Source organism: Pseudomonas sp. GQ91 (genome assembly GCF_059758795.1).
Genome location: NZ_JCAXED010000009.1, coordinates 38687 through 55231, shown reverse-complemented (window position 1 = coordinate 55231; position 16545 = coordinate 38687). Strand labels below are relative to the sequence as shown.

The window sequence follows — 16545 nt, the reverse complement described above, 5'->3', positions numbered from 1 at the left end:
TAGCGAAGCCAGGGGAAAATACGTCAAACTGGTTGACCGAAATTACGACGCCTTGAGTAGATACGTCAATATGCTTGACCTTAAAAACCAGAACTCGCAGCAAGCCGCCATGGAAGCGTTTTTCTTCGGCTACCAGGCTTTCACCGCCAAGGCTGACGAAATGCTCGAACGGCGCGGCCTGAGTCGGGTGCATCAGCGCATTGTATTTTTCATCGCCCGCTATCCGGCCTTGAGCGTCAAGCAGCTGCTGGAATTACTCGGTGTAAGCAAACAGGCGCTGAACATGCCACTGCGCCAATTGCAGGAAATGCATCTGGTCAACAGCCTCGCCTGCGCCAGCGACAAGCGCAAGCGCCTGCTGGAGCTGACCGAAGAAGGGCGGCGTTTCGAGCAATCCCTGCGCCGCGAACAAGTGAAGCTGTTGCAGCGGGCGTTCACCGAAGCCGGCGAGGACGCGGTGAATGGGTGGCTGGCGGTGAACAAAGCGCTGACGTTACCTTGAAATAGCCTTTCATCTTTTTTTGCACACATAATCGAAAACATTAATTGCTTTATTTGTATACAAAAGCATAATTCGCTTCATGCGAGTTCCTGACCTAACGGTCAACAAAGCCCGCTGGTACCTCAAAGCGTCGCTGCCCCACTCATGTGTCCGGCGCTGGAAATAACAATAAAACTCTTGAGGAGTACTTGCTGTGGAAAGCCGCAAATCCGAAGCCCCGCTGGACCTCGCGCCGCCGCGCCTCACCTCCACGAAACCAGGTTGGCTGGAACGCCTGTTCAAACTGCGTCTGCATGGCACCACAGTGAAGACCGAGCTGATTGCCGGCCTCACCACCTTTATCACCATGGCCTACATCATCTTCGTCAATCCCAACATCATGGCCGACGCCGGCATCGATCACGGCGCAGCCTTTGTCGCGACCTGTATCGCCGCCGCGCTGGGCTGCCTGTTGATGGGCCTGTATGCCAACTGGCCCGTGGGCCTGGCACCGGGCATGGGGCTGAACGCGTTTTTTACCTACACCGTGGTCGGCACCATGGGCTACAACTGGGAAACGGCGCTGGGCGCGGTGTTCATCTCGGGTGTGCTGTTCATGATCCTGACCCTGTCGCGCATCCGCGAATGGCTGCTCAACAGCATCCCGGTGAGCCTGCGTCATGCGATGGGCGCGGGGGTCGGTCTGTTTCTCGGGGTGATCGGCCTGAAAACCGCCGGCATCATCGTCGACAGCCCCGCCACCCTGATCAAGCTCGGCTCCCTGCATGAACCCGCGCCGCTGTTGGCGGCGGTCTGCTTTCTGTTGATCGCGATCCTCAGCTATCACCGGGTGTTCGGCGCGATCCTGATCAGCATCATCGCCGTGACGTTGGCCGGCTGGGGCCTGGGCCTGGTGCAGTATCAGGGCATCCTCGCCGCCCCGCCGAGCCTGGCACCGACCTGGATGGCGATGGACGTGATGGGTGTGTTCAATGTCAGCATGATCAGCGTGGTGTTCGCGTTTCTGTTTGTGCACATGTTCGACACCGCCGGCACCCTGATGGGCGTTGCGCAACGGGCGGGATTGGTGAACCCCGACGGCAAGATCGAAAACCTCTCCCGCGCCTTGAAAGCCGACAGTACTTCCAGCGTATTCGGCGCCATGGTCGGTGTACCGCCGGTCACCAGCTACGTGGAAAGTGCTGCCGGTGTCGCCGCCGGCGGTCGTACCGGCCTGACGGCCGTAACCGTCGGCGTGCTGTTTGTGGCCGCGATGTTTTTCGCGCCGCTGGCTGGCATGATTCCCGCCTATGCCACCGCCGGTGCGCTGATTTATGTGGCGATGTTGATGATGGGCAGCATGGCGCATATCGAATGGGATGAAGCCACCGACACAATCCCGGCGATTGTCACCGTGATCATGATGCCGCTGACCTTCTCGGTCGCCGACGGCATCGCCCTGGGTTTTATCAGTTACGTGGCACTCAAGGCGGGCACCGGCAAATACAAGGAAATTTCCGTCAGCCTGTGGGCGCTGTGTGCAATTTTCATCGCCAAGTTTATCTTCCTGTAATCCGGGATGCGGCGAAAACCCTCCTGTGGCGAGGGGGCTTGTCCCCCCGCTGGGCTGCGTAGCAGCCTAAACCAGCCGCTGAGGAATGCCTGATACACCGCATTCCTCTTTATTGGGGCTGCTGCGCAGCCCAACGGGGGACAAGCTCCCTCGCCACAGGAGATTTTCGGCCTTAACTGAACGGTATTACGCCTTCGGGTGGGGCTTTTGCGTGAATGGAGGAATGTAATGAGTGTGGAAACCTGGCTGCTGTTCAGCGGCGCTGCGCTGGTGGTGATCCTGATTCCAGGCCCGCTGTCCCTGTTGATGATCAGCAACAGCTTGAACTATGGCCTGCGCCGTTCGTATCCGGCGTTTCTCGGCGGCGTGTTTGCCTCGATCTGCCTGCTGAGCGCATCGGCCCTGGGGCTGGGCGCGTTGTTGCTGGCGTCGGAGCAATTGTTCAGCGCCTTGAAGATCGTCGGTGCGCTGTATCTGTTCTACCTTGCCTGGCAAAGCTGGCAGCAGTCACGCCAACCGAGCCATGCCGTGGACGTTCCGCAAGCTGCGCCGGTGCCGCGTTTTCGCACGCTGTTCGGGCGGGCGTTTGTACTGGGCGCCAGCAACCCCAAGGACATTCTGTTTTTCGCCGCTTTCCTGCCGCAGTTTCTCAGCAGCCAGCAACCTTTCTTACCGCAATTGCTGATCATGATCGCCACCTGGACGGTCCTGGACCTGCTGTGCAAGCTGGCTTACGGCCTCAGCGCCCATGGCGCGGCGCGCTATTTACGTAGCGGTAAGGGCCAAAGCTGGTTTAACCGTGTCAGTGCCGGGTTGTTCGGCGGCGCCGGCGCCGCGTCGCTGCTCAGTCGCTGACGCTGCACCTTGGGCCGGCCGCAGGCACGGTTTTGCCAGGCACTCGTCGGTGCCCGCCATTGCCGTGCTACAGGGCTGGCCCAAGGCTTTCGCTCCCACCCAGGATCCGCGAACGAAAAAAAGCCCGCAGTGTGAGCGGGCGAAACCAACGAAGAGCTTTGGGGGTGTGAAGCGAGGTGACGACTCAGCTACCGCGATAAGTGGAGTAGCTGTAAGGCGAAATCAGCAGGGGCACGTGGTAATGCTCCTGTTCGGCACTGATGCCAAAGCGCAGGACCACAACGTCGAGAAACGCCGGTTCCGGCAGTTGCACACCACGGGCGCGATAGTAATCACCGGCGCTGAACTGCAATTGGTAAACCCCACTACGGTAGTCATCACCTTGCAGCAGCGGCGCGTCGCAACGGCCGTCGCTATTGGTCAGGGCGCTGGCAACCGGTTCAAGCCGTGTCCCTTCAACGCGATACAGCTCCACCTTGATGGCGCTGCCGGGGCAGCCGTGCGCGGCGTCCAAAACGTGTGTAGTCAAACGTCCCATGGCGTCTACGCGCCTCCCGAAGTCAGTAGAAAAGAAATCCGCACTTTTTCAGGGCATCGAAAAAGCCGGCGATGATCGATTAAGACACTTTTCATAAAAATTGTACACAATAAATTCAACATCTTCTTCTATCAGCTTCCGACCAATACGGTAGGCGCGAGGGGGCGCCCAGCTGTTGCTCGCGAAATCGCCAACGAAGATGCAGTGCATCAGGTCTCCCACAGCGCACTCACGTTTCTCGCGAGCAAGCTCGTTCCTACAGTAAGTGCGCGCAAAGGATAAACTCAGCGCGGGTATTTATTTTGGTTTAGCTGACCCATCGGGCAGGTTTCTTGCAACCCTGGAAAACCGACCGTTCAGAAAAAAATGCAGAAATACAGGCTTACAAAGTGGCCAGCAAGTTGTATACAATCATTCCATCGCTGTGACGCCACCCAGTCTTTTCGCTGGCCGCCACACACTCGCTACCACGAACAAGAAGGAAGACTGCAGTGAGCGCTGACTACCCACGCGACCTGATCGGTTACGGCAGTAACCCTCCTCATCCCCACTGGCCGGGTAAGGCGCGCATCGCCTTGTCGTTCGTACTCAACTACGAAGAAGGTGGCGAGCGCAATATCCTGCACGGCGACAAAGAGTCGGAAGCCTTCCTTTCGGAAATGGTCTCGGCACAACCGCTGCAGGGCGAGCGCAACATGAGCATGGAGTCACTGTACGAATACGGCAGCCGTGCCGGGGTGTGGCGCATCCTCAAGTTGTTCAAGGCATTCGACATTCCGCTGACCGTCTTCGCCGTGGCGATGGCCGCCCAGCGTCATCCGGAGGTGATCCGCGCGATGGCCGCCGCCGGTCACGAAATCTGCAGTCACGGCTACCGCTGGATCGATTACCAGTACATGGACGAGGCCCAGGAGCGCGAGCACATGCTCGAAGCGATCCGCATCCTCACCGAGCTGACCGGCGAACGCCCGCTCGGCTGGTACACCGGGCGCACCGGCCCGAACACCCGCCGGTTGGTGATGGAAGAAGGCGGCTTCCTCTATGATTGCGACACCTACGACGACGACCTGCCCTACTGGGAACCCAACACCCCGACTGGCAAGCCGCACCTGGTGATCCCCTACACCCTGGACACCAACGACATGCGCTTCACCCAGGTCCAGGGTTTCAACAAGGGCGACGATTTCTTCGAGTACCTCAAGGACGCGTTCGACGTACTGTACGCCGAGGGCGCCGAGGCACCAAAAATGCTTTCCATCGGTTTGCATTGCCGCCTGATTGGCCGCCCCGCCCGGCTGGCCGCGCTCAAGCGCTTCATCGAATACGCCAAGGGCCATGAACAGGTGTGGTTCACCCGCCGCGTCGACATTGCCCGCCACTGGCATGCAACCCACCCTTGCCCGGGAGTCGCCAAGTGACCGCTTTCCAGACCTTGAAACCCTCGACCTTGAGCCGCGCTGCGTTTGTCGCCGCCTTCGCCGATATCTATGAACACTCGCCATGGGTGGCCGAAAAGGCCTTCGACCTGGGCCAGGACGCTTCGCTCGACCAGATCGAAAGCCTGCACCAGCGCATGAGCGATATCCTGTTGAGCGCGGATCGGCAAAGCCAGCTGGCGCTGATCAACGCTCACCCGGACCTGGCCGGCAAAGCCGCCGTCCAGGGCCAACTGACCGCGGCCAGCACTGGAGAACAGGCTGGCGCGGGGATTCACCAATGCACGGCCGAAGAGTTTTCGCGCTTCACCGAGCTGAACGACGCCTACAAGGCCAAGTTCAAGTTTCCCTTCATCATGGCGGTAAAAGGCAGCAACCGGCATCAGATCCTTGCTGCGTTTGAAACGCGCATCCACAACTCGATCGACACCGAGTTCAAGTGTGCGCTGGCAGAGATCAACAAGATCGCGTTGTTCCGATTACTGACCCTCTAAACGACCATCCCCAGCCACTCAATTCAAGGCAGACAAGAAGAATGAAAGCTTACGCCGTCCCTTTCGAAAAGTTCGTCAACCTCGCCGACGCCCGCCTGGGCACCAAGATCATCTCCGTGACGGATGACTGGTTCGCCGACGCCAACCGCCTGTTCCAGCCGACCCCGGCCGTATGGAAGGAGGGCGTGTTCGATGACAACGGCAAGTGGATGGACGGCTGGGAGTCACGTCGCAAGCGCTTCGAAGGCTATGACAGCGCAGTGATCCGCCTGGGCGTGCCCGGCTCGATCAAGGGCGTGGACATCGACACTTCATTCTTCACCGGCAACTTCCCGCCATCGGCGTCCCTGGAAGGTTGCTTCCTGGCCGAAGGCGAACCGAGCGAAAACACCCAGTGGGTCGAAGTGCTGTCCGCCGTCGAGTTGCAAGGCAACAGCCACCATTACCACGAGATCAACAACGACCAGGCGTTCAGCCACTTGCGCTTCAACATCTACCCGGACGGCGGCGTGGCGCGCCTGCGGGTGTACGGCATTCCGTTCCGTGACTGGTCGGCGGTGGGCGACAACGAGCAGATCGACCTGGCGTCCTCGCTCAACGGCGGACGTGCCCTCGCGTGCTCCGACGAACACTTCGGGCGCATGGGCAACATCCTCAACCCGGGCCGTGGCATCAACATGGGCGATGGCTGGGAAACAGCCCGTCGTCGCACGCCGGGCAATGACTGGGTAATCGTCGCCCTGGGTCACGCCGGCGAGATCGAAAAGGTCATCGTCGACACCCTGCACTTCAAGGGCAACTACCCGGACACCTGCTCGATCCAGGGCGCGTTCGTCAAAGGCGGCACCGACAGCCAGATCGAAACCCAATCGCTGTTCTGGCGTGAACTGTTGCCGGCGCAGAAACTGGAAATGCACGCCGAACACACCTTCGCCGAGCAGATCAAGGCGCTGGGCCCGATTACCCACATCCGCCTGAACGTCTTCCCGGATGGGGGCGTGAGTCGCTTGCGCGTGCTGGGCAAGGTTTCGAAATAAGCGTGACCTGTGGCGAGGGGGCTCGTCCCCCGTTGGGCTGCGCAGCAGCCCCAATCAGGTATACAGCTGGAATGCATTACCTGGTTTCAGGGCCGCCTCGCGGCCCAACGGCGGACAAGCCCCCTCGCCACGACAAACAGCACAGAATTACAAATAACACAGCATTCGGATAAGAAGACAGCCATGCGCACACTGATGATCGAACCCTTGACCAAAGAAGCCTTCGCCCCCTTCGGAGACGTTATCGAAACCGATGGCAGCGATCACTTCATGATCAACAACGGCTCGACCATGCGCTTTCATAAACTGGCGACGGTTGAAACCGCCACGCCAGAAGACCACGCAATCATCAGCATCTTCCGCGCCGACGCGCAGGACATGCCGCTGACCGTGTGCATGCTGGAAAGACACCCGCTGGGCAGCCAGGCCTTCATTCCGCTGCTCGGCAACCCCTTTCTGATCGTGGTCGCGCCACTTGGCGATGCACCTGTATCAGGCTTGGTCCGCGCCTTCGTGACTAACGGCAGGCAGGGCATTAATTACCATCGCGGCGTCTGGCACCACCCGGTGCTGACGATCGAAAAGCGGGATGACTTCCTGGTGGTTGATCGCAGTGGCACAGGCAATAACTGCGATGAGCATTTCTTCAAAGAGGATGAGCGATTGATCCTCGCCCCCCACCAATAAGAGAAGGTCCGATCACCCGACAACAAGGGTGACGGGCGAGAGGTAAAGACTGTGGAAGCACATCTGTTGGAATGGCTGAACCTGAGCGTGCGCTGGGTTCATATGATCACCGGCGTCGCCTGGATCGGCGCTTCTTTCTACTTTGTCTGGCTGGAAAACAACCTTAACCGCGTCAACCCCAAGAATGGCCTCGCCGGTGACTTGTGGGCGATCCACGGTGGCGGTATCTACCACCTGGAAAAATACAAACTGGCTCCGCCGACCATGCCGGACAACCTGCACTGGTTCAAATGGGAAGCCTATTTCACCTGGATGTCGGGCGTCGCGCTGCTGTGCGTGGTGTTCTATCTGAATCCGACGTTGTACCTGCTTGCCCCCGGCAGCAGCCTCAGCGGTACCGAAGGCGTATTGCTGGGCATTGGCTCGTTGTTCGTCGGCTGGTTCATCTACTCCTTTCTCTGCGACTCGGCCCTGGGCAAGCGCCCTGCCCTGCTCGGCTTGATCCTGTTCGTGCTGTTGATTGCAGCGGCCTACGGCTTCAGCAAGGTGTTCAGCGGTCGTGGCGCCTACCTGCATGTGGGCGCCGTGATCGGCACCATCATGGTCGGCAACGTGTTCCGCATCATCATGCCGGCCCAGCGTGCGCTGGTAGCGGCGATCGCGGAAAACCGCACGCCTGACCCGGCGCTGCCGGCCAAGGGCTTGCTGCGTTCACGCCACAACAACTACTTCACCTTGCCCGTGCTGTTCATCATGATCAGTAACCACTTCCCGAGCACCTATGGCAGCCAGTACAACTGGTTGATCCTGGCCGGGATCGCGGTAGCGGCGGTGTTGGTGCGTCACTACTTCAACACCCGCCATGACAGCCAGAAATACGCGTGGACCTTGCCCGCAGGCGCGTTGGCGATGATTTGCCTGGCCTATGTCACCGGCCCCAAACCCGTGGCGACCGCACCGGACGTGGCGAAGGCGCCCGCCGCCATCGAGTACCAGCCGTTGCCGGAAACCGCATTGGGTGGTGGCCTCAAACCCGCCGCGCCCGCCACCCCCGCGCCAGCCGCCGAACCCGCACCGGCCCAGGCGTCGACGGACTTTGGCAAGGTCCACAGCGTGATCGAAGAACGTTGCACCGTATGCCATTCGGCCAAGCCCACCAGCCCGCTGTTCAGTACCGCGCCTGGCGGGGTGATGTTTGATACGCCCGCACAGATCCAGCAACAGGCGGCGCGGATTCAGGCTCAGGCGGTCGCGACCCAGATCATGCCACTGGGCAATATCACTCAAATGACCCAGCAGGAGCGGGACTTGATTGGTAGCTGGATCACTCAGGGAGCGCGTACCCACTAACTGACGCAGATCCAAATGTGGGAGCGGGCTTGCTCGCGATAGCGGTGTGTCATTCAACACATCGGGTGACTGGACCACCGCTATCGCGAGCAAGCCCGCTCCCACAGGGTCCGCCGGTGTTTTAAAGAATGGGTTCCACCTGGCAATTGACAGCCAAACACAAAAATAAAAAAGATCCGAGGTGTTGCATGTCCGAGTTAGCCGAACCGCAGATTCCTGCCGCACCGAGTAGGGTGCGGCTGCCCTTGTTGCAACTGATCCTGGTAGGCCTGCAACACGTGTTGCTGATGTACGGCGGCGCTGTGGCGGTGCCATTGATCATCGGTGAAGCCGCGGGCTTGAGCCGTGAGGAAATCGCATTCCTGATCAACGCCGACCTGCTGGTCGCGGGGATCGCCACCATCGTGCAATCCCTGGGGATCGGTCCGGTGGGCATTCGCATGCCGGTGATGATGGGTGCCAGTTTCGCCGCCGTCGGCAGCATGGTCGCCATGGCCGGCATGCCGGGCATCGGCTTGCAAGGGATCTTCGGCGCGACCATCGCCGCTGGCTTTTTTGGCATGCTGATCGCACCGTTCATGTCCAAGGTGGTGCGCTTCTTTCCACCCTTGGTGACCGGCACCGTGATCACCGCCATCGGTCTTTCGTTGTTTCCCGTGGCGGTGAATTGGGCCGGCGGTGGTGACGCCGCCGCGCAGTTCGGCTCACCTATCTATCTGGCCATCGCTGCGCTGGTGCTCGCGACCATTCTGCTGATCAACCGCTTCATGCATGGTTTCTGGGTCAACATTTCAGTGCTGATCGGCATGGCCCTGGGCTACGCCTTGTGCGGGATGCTCGGCATGGTCGACCTCAGCGGCCTGGCCCAGGCGCCTTGGGTACAGGTGGTCACGCCGTTGCATTTCGGCATGCCGAAATTCGAGTTGGCGCCGATCCTGTCAATGTGCCTGGTGGTGGTGATTATTTTTGTCGAGTCCACCGGCATGTTCATCGCCCTGGGCAAGATCACCGGCCAAGAGGTCACGCCAAGAATGCTACGACGCGGCTTGTTGTGTGACGCCGGCGCGTCGTTCTTCGCCGGGTTCTTCAATACCTTCACCCACTCCTCTTTCGCGCAAAACATTGGCCTGGTGCAGATGACCGGTGTGCGCTGTCGGTCGGTGACCCTCGTGGCGGGAGTTTTCCTGATCATCCTCAGCCTGTTGCCCAAGGCGGCCTTCCTGGTGGCCTCGATCCCCCCGGCGGTGCTCGGCGGCGCGGCGATCGCGATGTTCGGCATGGTGGCGGCGACCGGGATCAAGATCCTCCAGGAAGCCGACATTGCCGATCGCCGCAACCAGTTGTTGGTGGCCGTCAGTATCGGCATGGGACTGATTCCGGTGGTGCGCCCTGAGTTCTTCGCCCAATTGCCGCTGTGGATGAGCCCGATTACCCATAGCGGCATCGCCATGGCCACCCTCAGCGCGTTATCGCTGAACCTGTTGTTCAACATTCTGGGCGGCGCCGAACGGGCGGCGGCCAGCGTACACGCGCATACGCATTGACTCAGAACCTCGCTCACCCGGCGTCACAACAACAATAAGAACGATCAGGGAGCAACACCATGCACGCCACTCACCCGGGGCCGGCTTCAGGCCGTGCCCCATTCTCGTCCCTCGCGCTCTGTAACGGCGCACTTGAGCACAGGCCTGGGAGCCAGTATTCTCCGCGCCCGCTCAAATCAACTCAAAAAAAAACAGCGAATGTAAAACCTGACTTCAAGGCCAACTTATCCCGGCCCACGGTCAGCCGCCCTGGCCTGCACAAAAACCTTGAATTCGACTGTGGTTATCACAGCCGACGGGGTTTTTTTGGCTTTTTTTACGCCTTGGCGCAGCTCTTGCTAAAAGCACTAAAGCTGACCAAACAGACGATTTTTTCAACACCTCAAAAGGCGCCAGACCAGAGCGCTTTATCTAGAAGAAAAACACAAAACCTTAACTCGGGAGCAACCGAATGAAACGTACCGTGAACAGCCTGATGCTGGCAGGAACCCTGCTGGGTGGGGGCCAGGCGATAGCCGGCGATCTGCTGCAGTGGCAGAACAACAGCCTGACTTACTTGTGGGGCAAGAACTTCACTGTTAACCCGCAGATCCAGCAAACCGTCACGTTCGAGCACGCCGATGCCTGGAAGTACGGCGACAACTTCTTCTTCCTCGACCGCATCTTTTACAACGGCAAGGAAGACGGCAACGTCGGCCCCAATACTTACTACGGTGAGTTCAGCCCACGGGTGTCGTTTGGCAAAATCCTCGACAAGGACCTGTCCTTCGGACCGATCAAAGACGTCTTGCTGGCGTTCACTTACGAATTCGGCGAAGGCGACAACGAATCCTATCTGTTGGGCCCGGCCTTTGACTTGGCAATCCCCGGCTTCGACTACTTCCAGTTGAATTTCTATCAGCGCCAGACCGAAGGCAATCGCCCGGGTGACGGTGTATGGCAGATCACGCCGGTTTGGTCGTACACCCTTCCCGTGGGTAACTCCGACGTGCTGATCGACGGTTTTATGGACTGGGTAGTGGATAACGATAAAAACGCCCGTGGTACTTACCACGCCAACTTGCACTTCAACCCACAGGTCAAATATGACCTGGGCAAGGCGATGAATTGGGGCGACAAGCAGCTGTATGTCGGTTTCGAATACGACTACTGGAAGCACAAATACGGGATTGAAGACTCGGGCGCATTCAAAACCACCCAGGATACGGCGAGTTTCCTGGTCAAGTATCACTTCTAAGCGCTGGATGCTTGAAGCGCAGCCCTGTTAAGTAGCAGCTGTCGAGTCTTCGAGGCTCGACAACTGCCTGTACTATTACGATGCCTCGCGGGTAAGCCCGTCTTCAACACTCACGGCGCAGTCAGGCCGAGGAAGCGCGAGAGTTCTTCACGCTTGGCCAATGCGTCGCGCCGGCCCAATTCAATCAACTCACTGCAATACCCCGCCTCGAACAACAGATAGCTGAGCACCCCCGCCCCGCTGGTCTTGGTCGCCCCTGGCCCACGTAGGAACAGGCGTAACGCGGCTGGCAATTCCTGACGATGGCGCGCGGCTATTTCATCGATAGGCTGGCTGGGTGCGATCACCAGCACATCCACCGGCGACAGGCCGCGTGCCGCGCTGTCCGCCGGCTGCAGGTGGCTGAACTGGTTCAGACGCTCCAGCAACTCGATATCGCTTTCAAGGCTGTCAATGAAGGTGCTGTTGAGCATATGCCCGCCGATCTGCGCCAGGGTCGGCTGCTGCCCGGTATAGCTGCGTTGCTGCGGCACCGAGGGGTCGAGGGCTCGTGGGTTGCCGCTGACGCCGACCACCAGCACCCGGTTGGCGCCCAGGTGCAAGGCAGGACTGATGGGGGCCGATTGCCTCACCGCGCCATCCCCGAAATATTCCTGATCCAGTTTGACCGGGGCAAACAGCAAGGGAATCGCGGAACTGGCCAACAGGTGCTCCACGGTCAACGACGTGGGAAAGCCAATGCGGCGATGGCGCAACCAGGGATCGATGGTGCCGCCGCCCTGATAAAAGGTCACCGCTTGTCCGGACTCATAGCCAAATGCGGTCACGGCCACCGCGTGCAAGTGCTTGTGGCGGATCGCTTCGTCGATGCCTTCGAGGTGCAATCTGTCTTGCAGCAGCTCCCGCAGCGGCGAGCTGTCGAGCAATGCCACCGGGACCGGTGTCCCCAGGCCCAGCAGACTGCGGGCAAGGAACCGACTGGCCTGGCGAATCACGCCAGGCCAGTCGCTGCGCAGCACCATATGGCTGCGAAAGCCCTGCCAGAAGGCCGTGAGCCGCTGGATGGCGGCGGTGAAGTCGAGAGCGCCACTGGCCAGGCTCACGGCATTGATCGCCCCGGCTGAGGTGCCGACGATCACCGGAAAGGGATTGGGTGCGCCCGGCGGCAGCAGTTCGGCGATCGCCGCCAGCACCCCCACCTGATAGGCCGCTCGCGCCCCGCCGCCGGATAGAATCAGACCTGTGACCGGTTCAGCTGGACGCATTGCATCACTCCATGTGGGATTGGGTCGTGCCGTCAGCGGCGCTTTTCGTACAGTTTGGGTTCACCCGGCGGCCGGCTCTTGAAGCGACGGTGGGTCCACAAGTATTGCTCGGGGCATTCACGGACCGACGCTTCCACCCATTGATTGATACGCAGGCAATCGATTTCGTCGGTGTCGCCAGGAAAGTCGCTCAACGGTGGGTGAATCACCAGACGATAGCCGCTGCCGTCCGCCAGCCGCTCCTGGGTAAACGGCACGACCAGGGCCTTGCCCAAGCGGGCAAACTTGCTGGTGGCGGTGACCGTCGCGGCCTGAATCCCGAACAACGGTACGAAGATGCTCTGCTTGGCGCCGTAGTCCTGGTCCGGCGCATACCAGATCGCCCGGCCAGCCCGCAGCAGCTTGAGCATGCCGCGTACGTCTTCGCGCTCGACTGCCAGGGAATCCAGATTGTGCCGCTCGCGCCCGCGACGCTGGATGAAGTCGAATAACGGATTACCGTGCTCCCGGTACATACCGTCAATGGTGTGCTTCTGTCCCAGCAAAGCAGCGCCGATTTCCAGGGTGGTGAAATGCAGGGCCATGAGAATCACGCCCTTTCCTTCCTGTTGCGCCTGCTTGAGGTGCTCCAGGCCTTCGACGTGGGCCAGGCGCGCCAACCGCGGTTTGCTCCACCACCAGCTCATGGCCATTTCGAAAAAGGCGATGCCGGTGGAGGCAAAATTTTCCTTGAGCAAACGTTTACGTTCCTCGGCGGACTTTTCCGGGAAGCACAATTGCAGGTTTCGCGCGGCAATGCGTCGACGCTCACCGGCCACCCGGTACATAAACGCGCCAAGGACACGGCCAACCCCCAGCAACACCCGGTATGGCAACTGCACGATCAGCCACAGCAGACCGAGTCCCAGCCAAAGCAGCCAGAAACGCGGATGAAAAAATACAGCTCGAAAACGCGGGCGATCCATTACAGATTCCGGTAAAGACAAGGGCCGCGCATTCTACAACGGTTCGACTCGGCTTGCGGCTAGCAGATGTTCTCGCTATAAGTCTCGACACTTTTCGTGACAAGCCGCTTTGCCGACCATGAGCCAAAATGAATCGCTAGACCAAGATCCCGTGTTCCAGCTGAAAGGCAGCATGCTCGCCATTACCGTGCTGGAACTGGCCCGCAACGACCTCGACGCCCTGGACCGCCAACTCGCCGCCAAGGTTGCCCTGGCACCGAACTTCTTCAACAACGCCCCGCTGGTGCTGGCCCTGGATAAATTGCCCGCAGGCCAAGGCGCCGTTGATCTGCCCGGATTGATGCGTGTGTGCCGCCAACATGGACTGCGCACCCTGGCTATTCGCGCCAGCCGCATTGAAGACATTGCCGCAGCCATCGCCATTGAACTGCCAGTATTGCCACCGTCCGGTGCCCGCGAGCGTGCGCTCGACCCGATGGAAGGCGAAATCAAGAAAAAAACCGAAAAACCACCCGAGCCGACGATCAAGCCGACAAAGATCATCACCTCTCCCGTACGCGGCGGACAGCAGATTTACGCCCAGGGCGGCGACCTGGTGGTGATTGCTCCAGTCAGTCCCGGTGCGGAACTTCTCGCCGATGGAAACATCCATGTATACGGCCCAATGCGCGGACGCGCACTGGCCGGCATCAAGGGTGATACCAAGGCGCGTATTTTTTGCCAGCAGTTGACCGCTGAACTCGTGTCCATCGCAGGCCAGTACAAGGTTTCAGAAGATTTGCGCCGCGATCCGCTGTGGGGAGCCGGGGTCCAGGTCAACCTGTCGGGCGATGTGTTGAACATCATCCGTCTTTAACGGATACTGCCGCATTTTCCAAGCATCTCTAGACTCTGATAGCAAAGCGAAAACGGCAAGATTTGAGTAGGAGTGATTAACAAGCGAAGTTGACCTTCGGGTAAGTCGCAGTTTTTCACCTTCATTCCTACACAGGCTGTCCGCCTGCGGCGAGTTTCAAGAGATGTTTTTCAGGGACTGGAAAGTCCTTTTTCCTTAGGGGTGAAACACCTTGGCCAAGATTCTCGTGGTTACATCCGGCAAGGGTGGTGTGGGTAAGACCACCACCAGCGCCGCTATCGGTACCGGCCTCGCATTGCGCGGCCACAAGACAGTTATCGTCGACTTCGACGTCGGTCTGCGTAACCTCGACCTGATCATGGGTTGCGAGCGTCGCGTGGTGTATGACTTCGTCAATGTGGTCAATGGCGAAGCCAACCTGCAACAGGCCCTGATCAAGGACAAGCGCCTTGAGAACCTGTATGTACTGGCCGCCAGCCAGACCCGTGACAAAGAAGCGCTGACCAAGGAAGGCGTGGAAAAAGTCCTGATGGAACTCAAGGAAACCTTTGAGTACGTCGTGTGCGACTCCCCCGCCGGCATCGAGACCGGTGCTCACCTGGCAATGTACTTCGCCGATGAAGCCATCGTCGTGACCAACCCGGAAGTCTCCTCGGTACGTGACTCGGACCGCATGCTGGGCCTGCTGGCCAGCAAATCGCGCCGCGCCGAAAAGGGTGAAGAAGCGATCAAGGAGCACCTGCTGCTGACCCGCTACAACCCTGAGCGCGTGAGCAAGGGTGAAATGCTGGGCGTTGAAGACGTCAAAGATATTCTCGCCGTGACCTTGCTCGGTGTGATTCCCGAGTCCCAGGCTGTGCTCAAGGCTTCCAACCAAGGCGTTCCGGTCATTCTTGACGACCAGAGCGATGCCGGCCAGGCGTACAGCGATGCTGTCGATCGCCTGTTGGGCAAGACCGTGGAACATCGCTTCCTCGACGAAAAGAAGAAGGGATTCTTCGAGCGTATCTTTGGAGGCAACTAAACAATGAAATTTCTCGACTTCTTTCGTGCCAGCAAAAAGCCAAGTACCGCGTCGGTAGCGAAAGAGCGTCTACAGATCATCGTGGCGCATGAACGCGGCCAACGCAGCACCCCGGATTACCTGCCAGCCTTGCAGAAGGAACTGGTCGAAGTGATCCGCAAGTACGTCAATATCGGTAACGACGACGTGCATGTAGCCCTGGAAAACGACGGCAGCTGCTCGATTCTGGAACTCAATATCACCCTGCCTGATCGTTGATCGAACCGGTAGTCGCCACGGCGGCTCCGCTATCTGGCTTTCCTGTAGGAGCGAGCCTGCTCGCGAAGAACCTGAGGAGACCGCGTTTATCCTGAATGAACGCGCGGCCCTTGAGTTTTTTCGCAAGCAAGCTCGCTCCTACAGAGGAGCCAAATAGCGGAGCCGCCGTTGGCGTTTGTTACGAGGCTGTTTAATGCCGCTGTCCAATATCCACATTCTTCACCAGGACACCGCCGTCCTGGTGGTGAACAAGCCAACCCTGCTGCTGTCGGTGCCGGGTCGTGCCGATGACAACAAAGACTGCCTGATCACGCGCCTGCAGGAAAACGGCTACCCCGAAGCCCGCATCGTCCATCGCCTGGACTGGGAAACGTCGGGCATCATCCTGCTTGCGCGGGATGCCGATACCCATCGCGAACTGTCTCGCCAGTTCCATGACCGCGAAACCGAAAAGGCCTACACCGCCTTGTGCTGGGGCCAGCCGCAGCTGGACAGCGGCAGCATCGACCTGCCGTTACGCTACGATCCGCCGACCAAACCGCGTCACGTGGTGGACCATGAATTCGGCAAGCACGCCCTGACCTTCTGGAAAGTGCTGGAGCGCCATGGCGACTGGTGCCGGGTTGAACTGACGCCGATTACCGGACGCTCGCACCAACTGCGCGTACATATGTTGTCCATCGGTCATCCGTTGCTGGGCGACGGTTTGTATGCCCACGAACAAGCCCTGGCCGCCTGGCCGCGCCTGTGCCTGCACGCGAGCATGTTGAGCTTCACCCATCCGCAAAGCGGCGAACGCCTGCGCTTCGAGTGCCCCGCACCGTTCTAAAGCTGAACACCGTCAAATGTGGGAGCGGGCTTGCTCGCGATGGCGGTGTACCAGTCGACATCTCAATTGACTGAGCCACCGCCATCGCGAGCAAGCCCGCTCCCACACTCGATCTG

General features: G+C 59.6%; 18 protein-coding genes. 15 read left to right on the top strand and 3 right to left on the bottom strand.

The features are described from left to right. The first annotated feature begins 70 nt into the window (after nucleotides 1-70). The 3 genes from AC6CIA_RS15000 to AC6CIA_RS14990 all read left to right on the top strand — a co-directional run bounded on the left by AC6CIA_RS15000 (nucleotide 71) and on the right by AC6CIA_RS14990 (nucleotide 2909). The gene (locus tag AC6CIA_RS15000; RefSeq protein WP_498313074.1) at nucleotides 71-502 is read left to right on the top strand and encodes a MarR family transcriptional regulator; all 432 of its coding nucleotides are present in this window, start codon (nucleotides 71-73) and stop codon (nucleotides 500-502) included. A 193-nt stretch (nucleotides 503-695) separates the two neighbouring features. Then, nucleotides 696-2054 (top strand): NCS2 family permease, encoded by a 1359-nt coding sequence (locus AC6CIA_RS14995; RefSeq protein WP_498313072.1) that lies wholly within the window; start codon nucleotides 696-698, stop codon nucleotides 2052-2054. Between the two features lie 228 nt (nucleotides 2055-2282). Further along, the gene (locus AC6CIA_RS14990) at nucleotides 2283-2909 is read left to right on the top strand and encodes a LysE family translocator (protein ID WP_498313070.1); all 627 of its coding nucleotides are present in this window, start codon (nucleotides 2283-2285) and stop codon (nucleotides 2907-2909) included. Between the two features lie 184 nt (nucleotides 2910-3093). Here AC6CIA_RS14990 and uraH read toward each other — a convergent pair whose 3' ends face one another. Further along, a complete protein-coding gene (gene uraH, locus AC6CIA_RS14985; protein ID WP_498313068.1) occupies nucleotides 3094-3447 on the bottom strand; it encodes a hydroxyisourate hydrolase in 354 nt (117 codons plus the stop codon). A gap of 491 nt (nucleotides 3448-3938) precedes the next feature. Between uraH and puuE the strand changes: the two genes are divergently transcribed. The 8 genes from puuE to AC6CIA_RS14945 all read left to right on the top strand — a co-directional run bounded on the left by puuE (nucleotide 3939) and on the right by AC6CIA_RS14945 (nucleotide 11232). Next, entirely contained in the window at nucleotides 3939-4865 is a 927-nt protein-coding gene (gene puuE / locus AC6CIA_RS14980) for an allantoinase PuuE (RefSeq protein WP_498313066.1), read from the top strand. Further along, complete coding sequence (gene uraD / locus AC6CIA_RS14975) at nucleotides 4862-5377, top strand: 2-oxo-4-hydroxy-4-carboxy-5-ureidoimidazoline decarboxylase (RefSeq protein WP_498313064.1); 516 nt, start codon at nucleotides 4862-4864, stop codon at nucleotides 5375-5377. The genes puuE and uraD overlap by 4 nt, the downstream gene beginning before the upstream one ends. Nucleotides 5378-5418: 41 nt before the next feature. Further along, complete coding sequence (gene alc, locus AC6CIA_RS14970; RefSeq protein WP_498313063.1) at nucleotides 5419-6414, top strand: allantoicase; 996 nt, start codon at nucleotides 5419-5421, stop codon at nucleotides 6412-6414. Nucleotides 6415-6597: 183 nt separating this feature from the next. After that, complete coding sequence (locus AC6CIA_RS14965) at nucleotides 6598-7101, top strand: ureidoglycolate lyase (RefSeq protein WP_084381579.1); 504 nt, start codon at nucleotides 6598-6600, stop codon at nucleotides 7099-7101. A 51-nt stretch (nucleotides 7102-7152) separates the two neighbouring features. Further along, a complete protein-coding gene (locus AC6CIA_RS14960; protein WP_498313061.1) occupies nucleotides 7153-8451 on the top strand; it encodes a urate hydroxylase PuuD in 1299 nt (432 codons plus the stop codon). Between the two features lie 188 nt (nucleotides 8452-8639). Next, the gene (locus tag AC6CIA_RS14955; RefSeq protein WP_498313059.1) at nucleotides 8640-9995 is read left to right on the top strand and encodes a nucleobase:cation symporter-2 family protein; all 1356 of its coding nucleotides are present in this window, start codon (nucleotides 8640-8642) and stop codon (nucleotides 9993-9995) included. A gap of 59 nt (nucleotides 9996-10054) precedes the next feature. Then, nucleotides 10055-10450 carry a hypothetical protein gene (locus tag AC6CIA_RS14950; RefSeq protein ID WP_498313058.1) on the top strand — a complete coding sequence of 132 codons (396 nt, stop codon included), beginning with the start codon at nucleotides 10055-10057 and terminating at the stop codon, nucleotides 10448-10450. Beyond that, a complete protein-coding gene (locus AC6CIA_RS14945) occupies nucleotides 10447-11232 on the top strand; it encodes an outer membrane protein OmpK (RefSeq protein ID WP_498313056.1) in 786 nt (261 codons plus the stop codon). Before AC6CIA_RS14950 ends, AC6CIA_RS14945 begins: the two co-directional genes overlap by 4 nt. A 110-nt stretch (nucleotides 11233-11342) precedes the next feature. Here AC6CIA_RS14945 and AC6CIA_RS14940 read toward each other — a convergent pair whose 3' ends face one another. Both AC6CIA_RS14940 and AC6CIA_RS14935 read right to left on the bottom strand, forming a co-directional pair. After that, complete coding sequence (locus AC6CIA_RS14940; protein ID WP_498313054.1) at nucleotides 11343-12497, bottom strand: patatin-like phospholipase family protein; 1155 nt, start codon at nucleotides 12495-12497, stop codon at nucleotides 11343-11345. A 32-nt stretch (nucleotides 12498-12529) separates the two neighbouring features. Then, nucleotides 12530-13462 (bottom strand): lipid A biosynthesis lauroyl acyltransferase, encoded by a 933-nt coding sequence (locus tag AC6CIA_RS14935; RefSeq protein ID WP_498313053.1) that lies wholly within the window; start codon nucleotides 13460-13462, stop codon nucleotides 12530-12532. A gap of 118 nt (nucleotides 13463-13580) precedes the next feature. Here AC6CIA_RS14935 and minC point away from each other — a divergent pair, with 118 nt between their 5' ends. From minC to AC6CIA_RS14915, 4 genes are all read left to right on the top strand, one after another. After that, on the top strand, nucleotides 13581-14318 hold the full coding sequence (minC, locus tag AC6CIA_RS14930; protein ID WP_498313052.1) for a septum site-determining protein MinC: 738 nt from the start codon (nucleotides 13581-13583) through the stop codon (nucleotides 14316-14318). A 211-nt stretch (nucleotides 14319-14529) separates the two neighbouring features. Beyond that, a complete protein-coding gene (gene minD, locus AC6CIA_RS14925; protein WP_498313050.1) occupies nucleotides 14530-15342 on the top strand; it encodes a septum site-determining protein MinD in 813 nt (270 codons plus the stop codon). Between the two features lie 3 nt (nucleotides 15343-15345). Beyond that, nucleotides 15346-15600: a cell division topological specificity factor MinE gene (gene minE / locus AC6CIA_RS14920; RefSeq protein WP_084381587.1), complete on the top strand. Its 255-nt coding sequence runs from the start codon at nucleotides 15346-15348 to the stop codon at nucleotides 15598-15600. 193 nt (nucleotides 15601-15793) lie between these two features. After that, nucleotides 15794-16429 (top strand): RluA family pseudouridine synthase, encoded by a 636-nt coding sequence (locus AC6CIA_RS14915; RefSeq protein WP_498313048.1) that lies wholly within the window; start codon nucleotides 15794-15796, stop codon nucleotides 16427-16429. Nucleotides 16430-16545 lie beyond the last annotated feature (116 nt).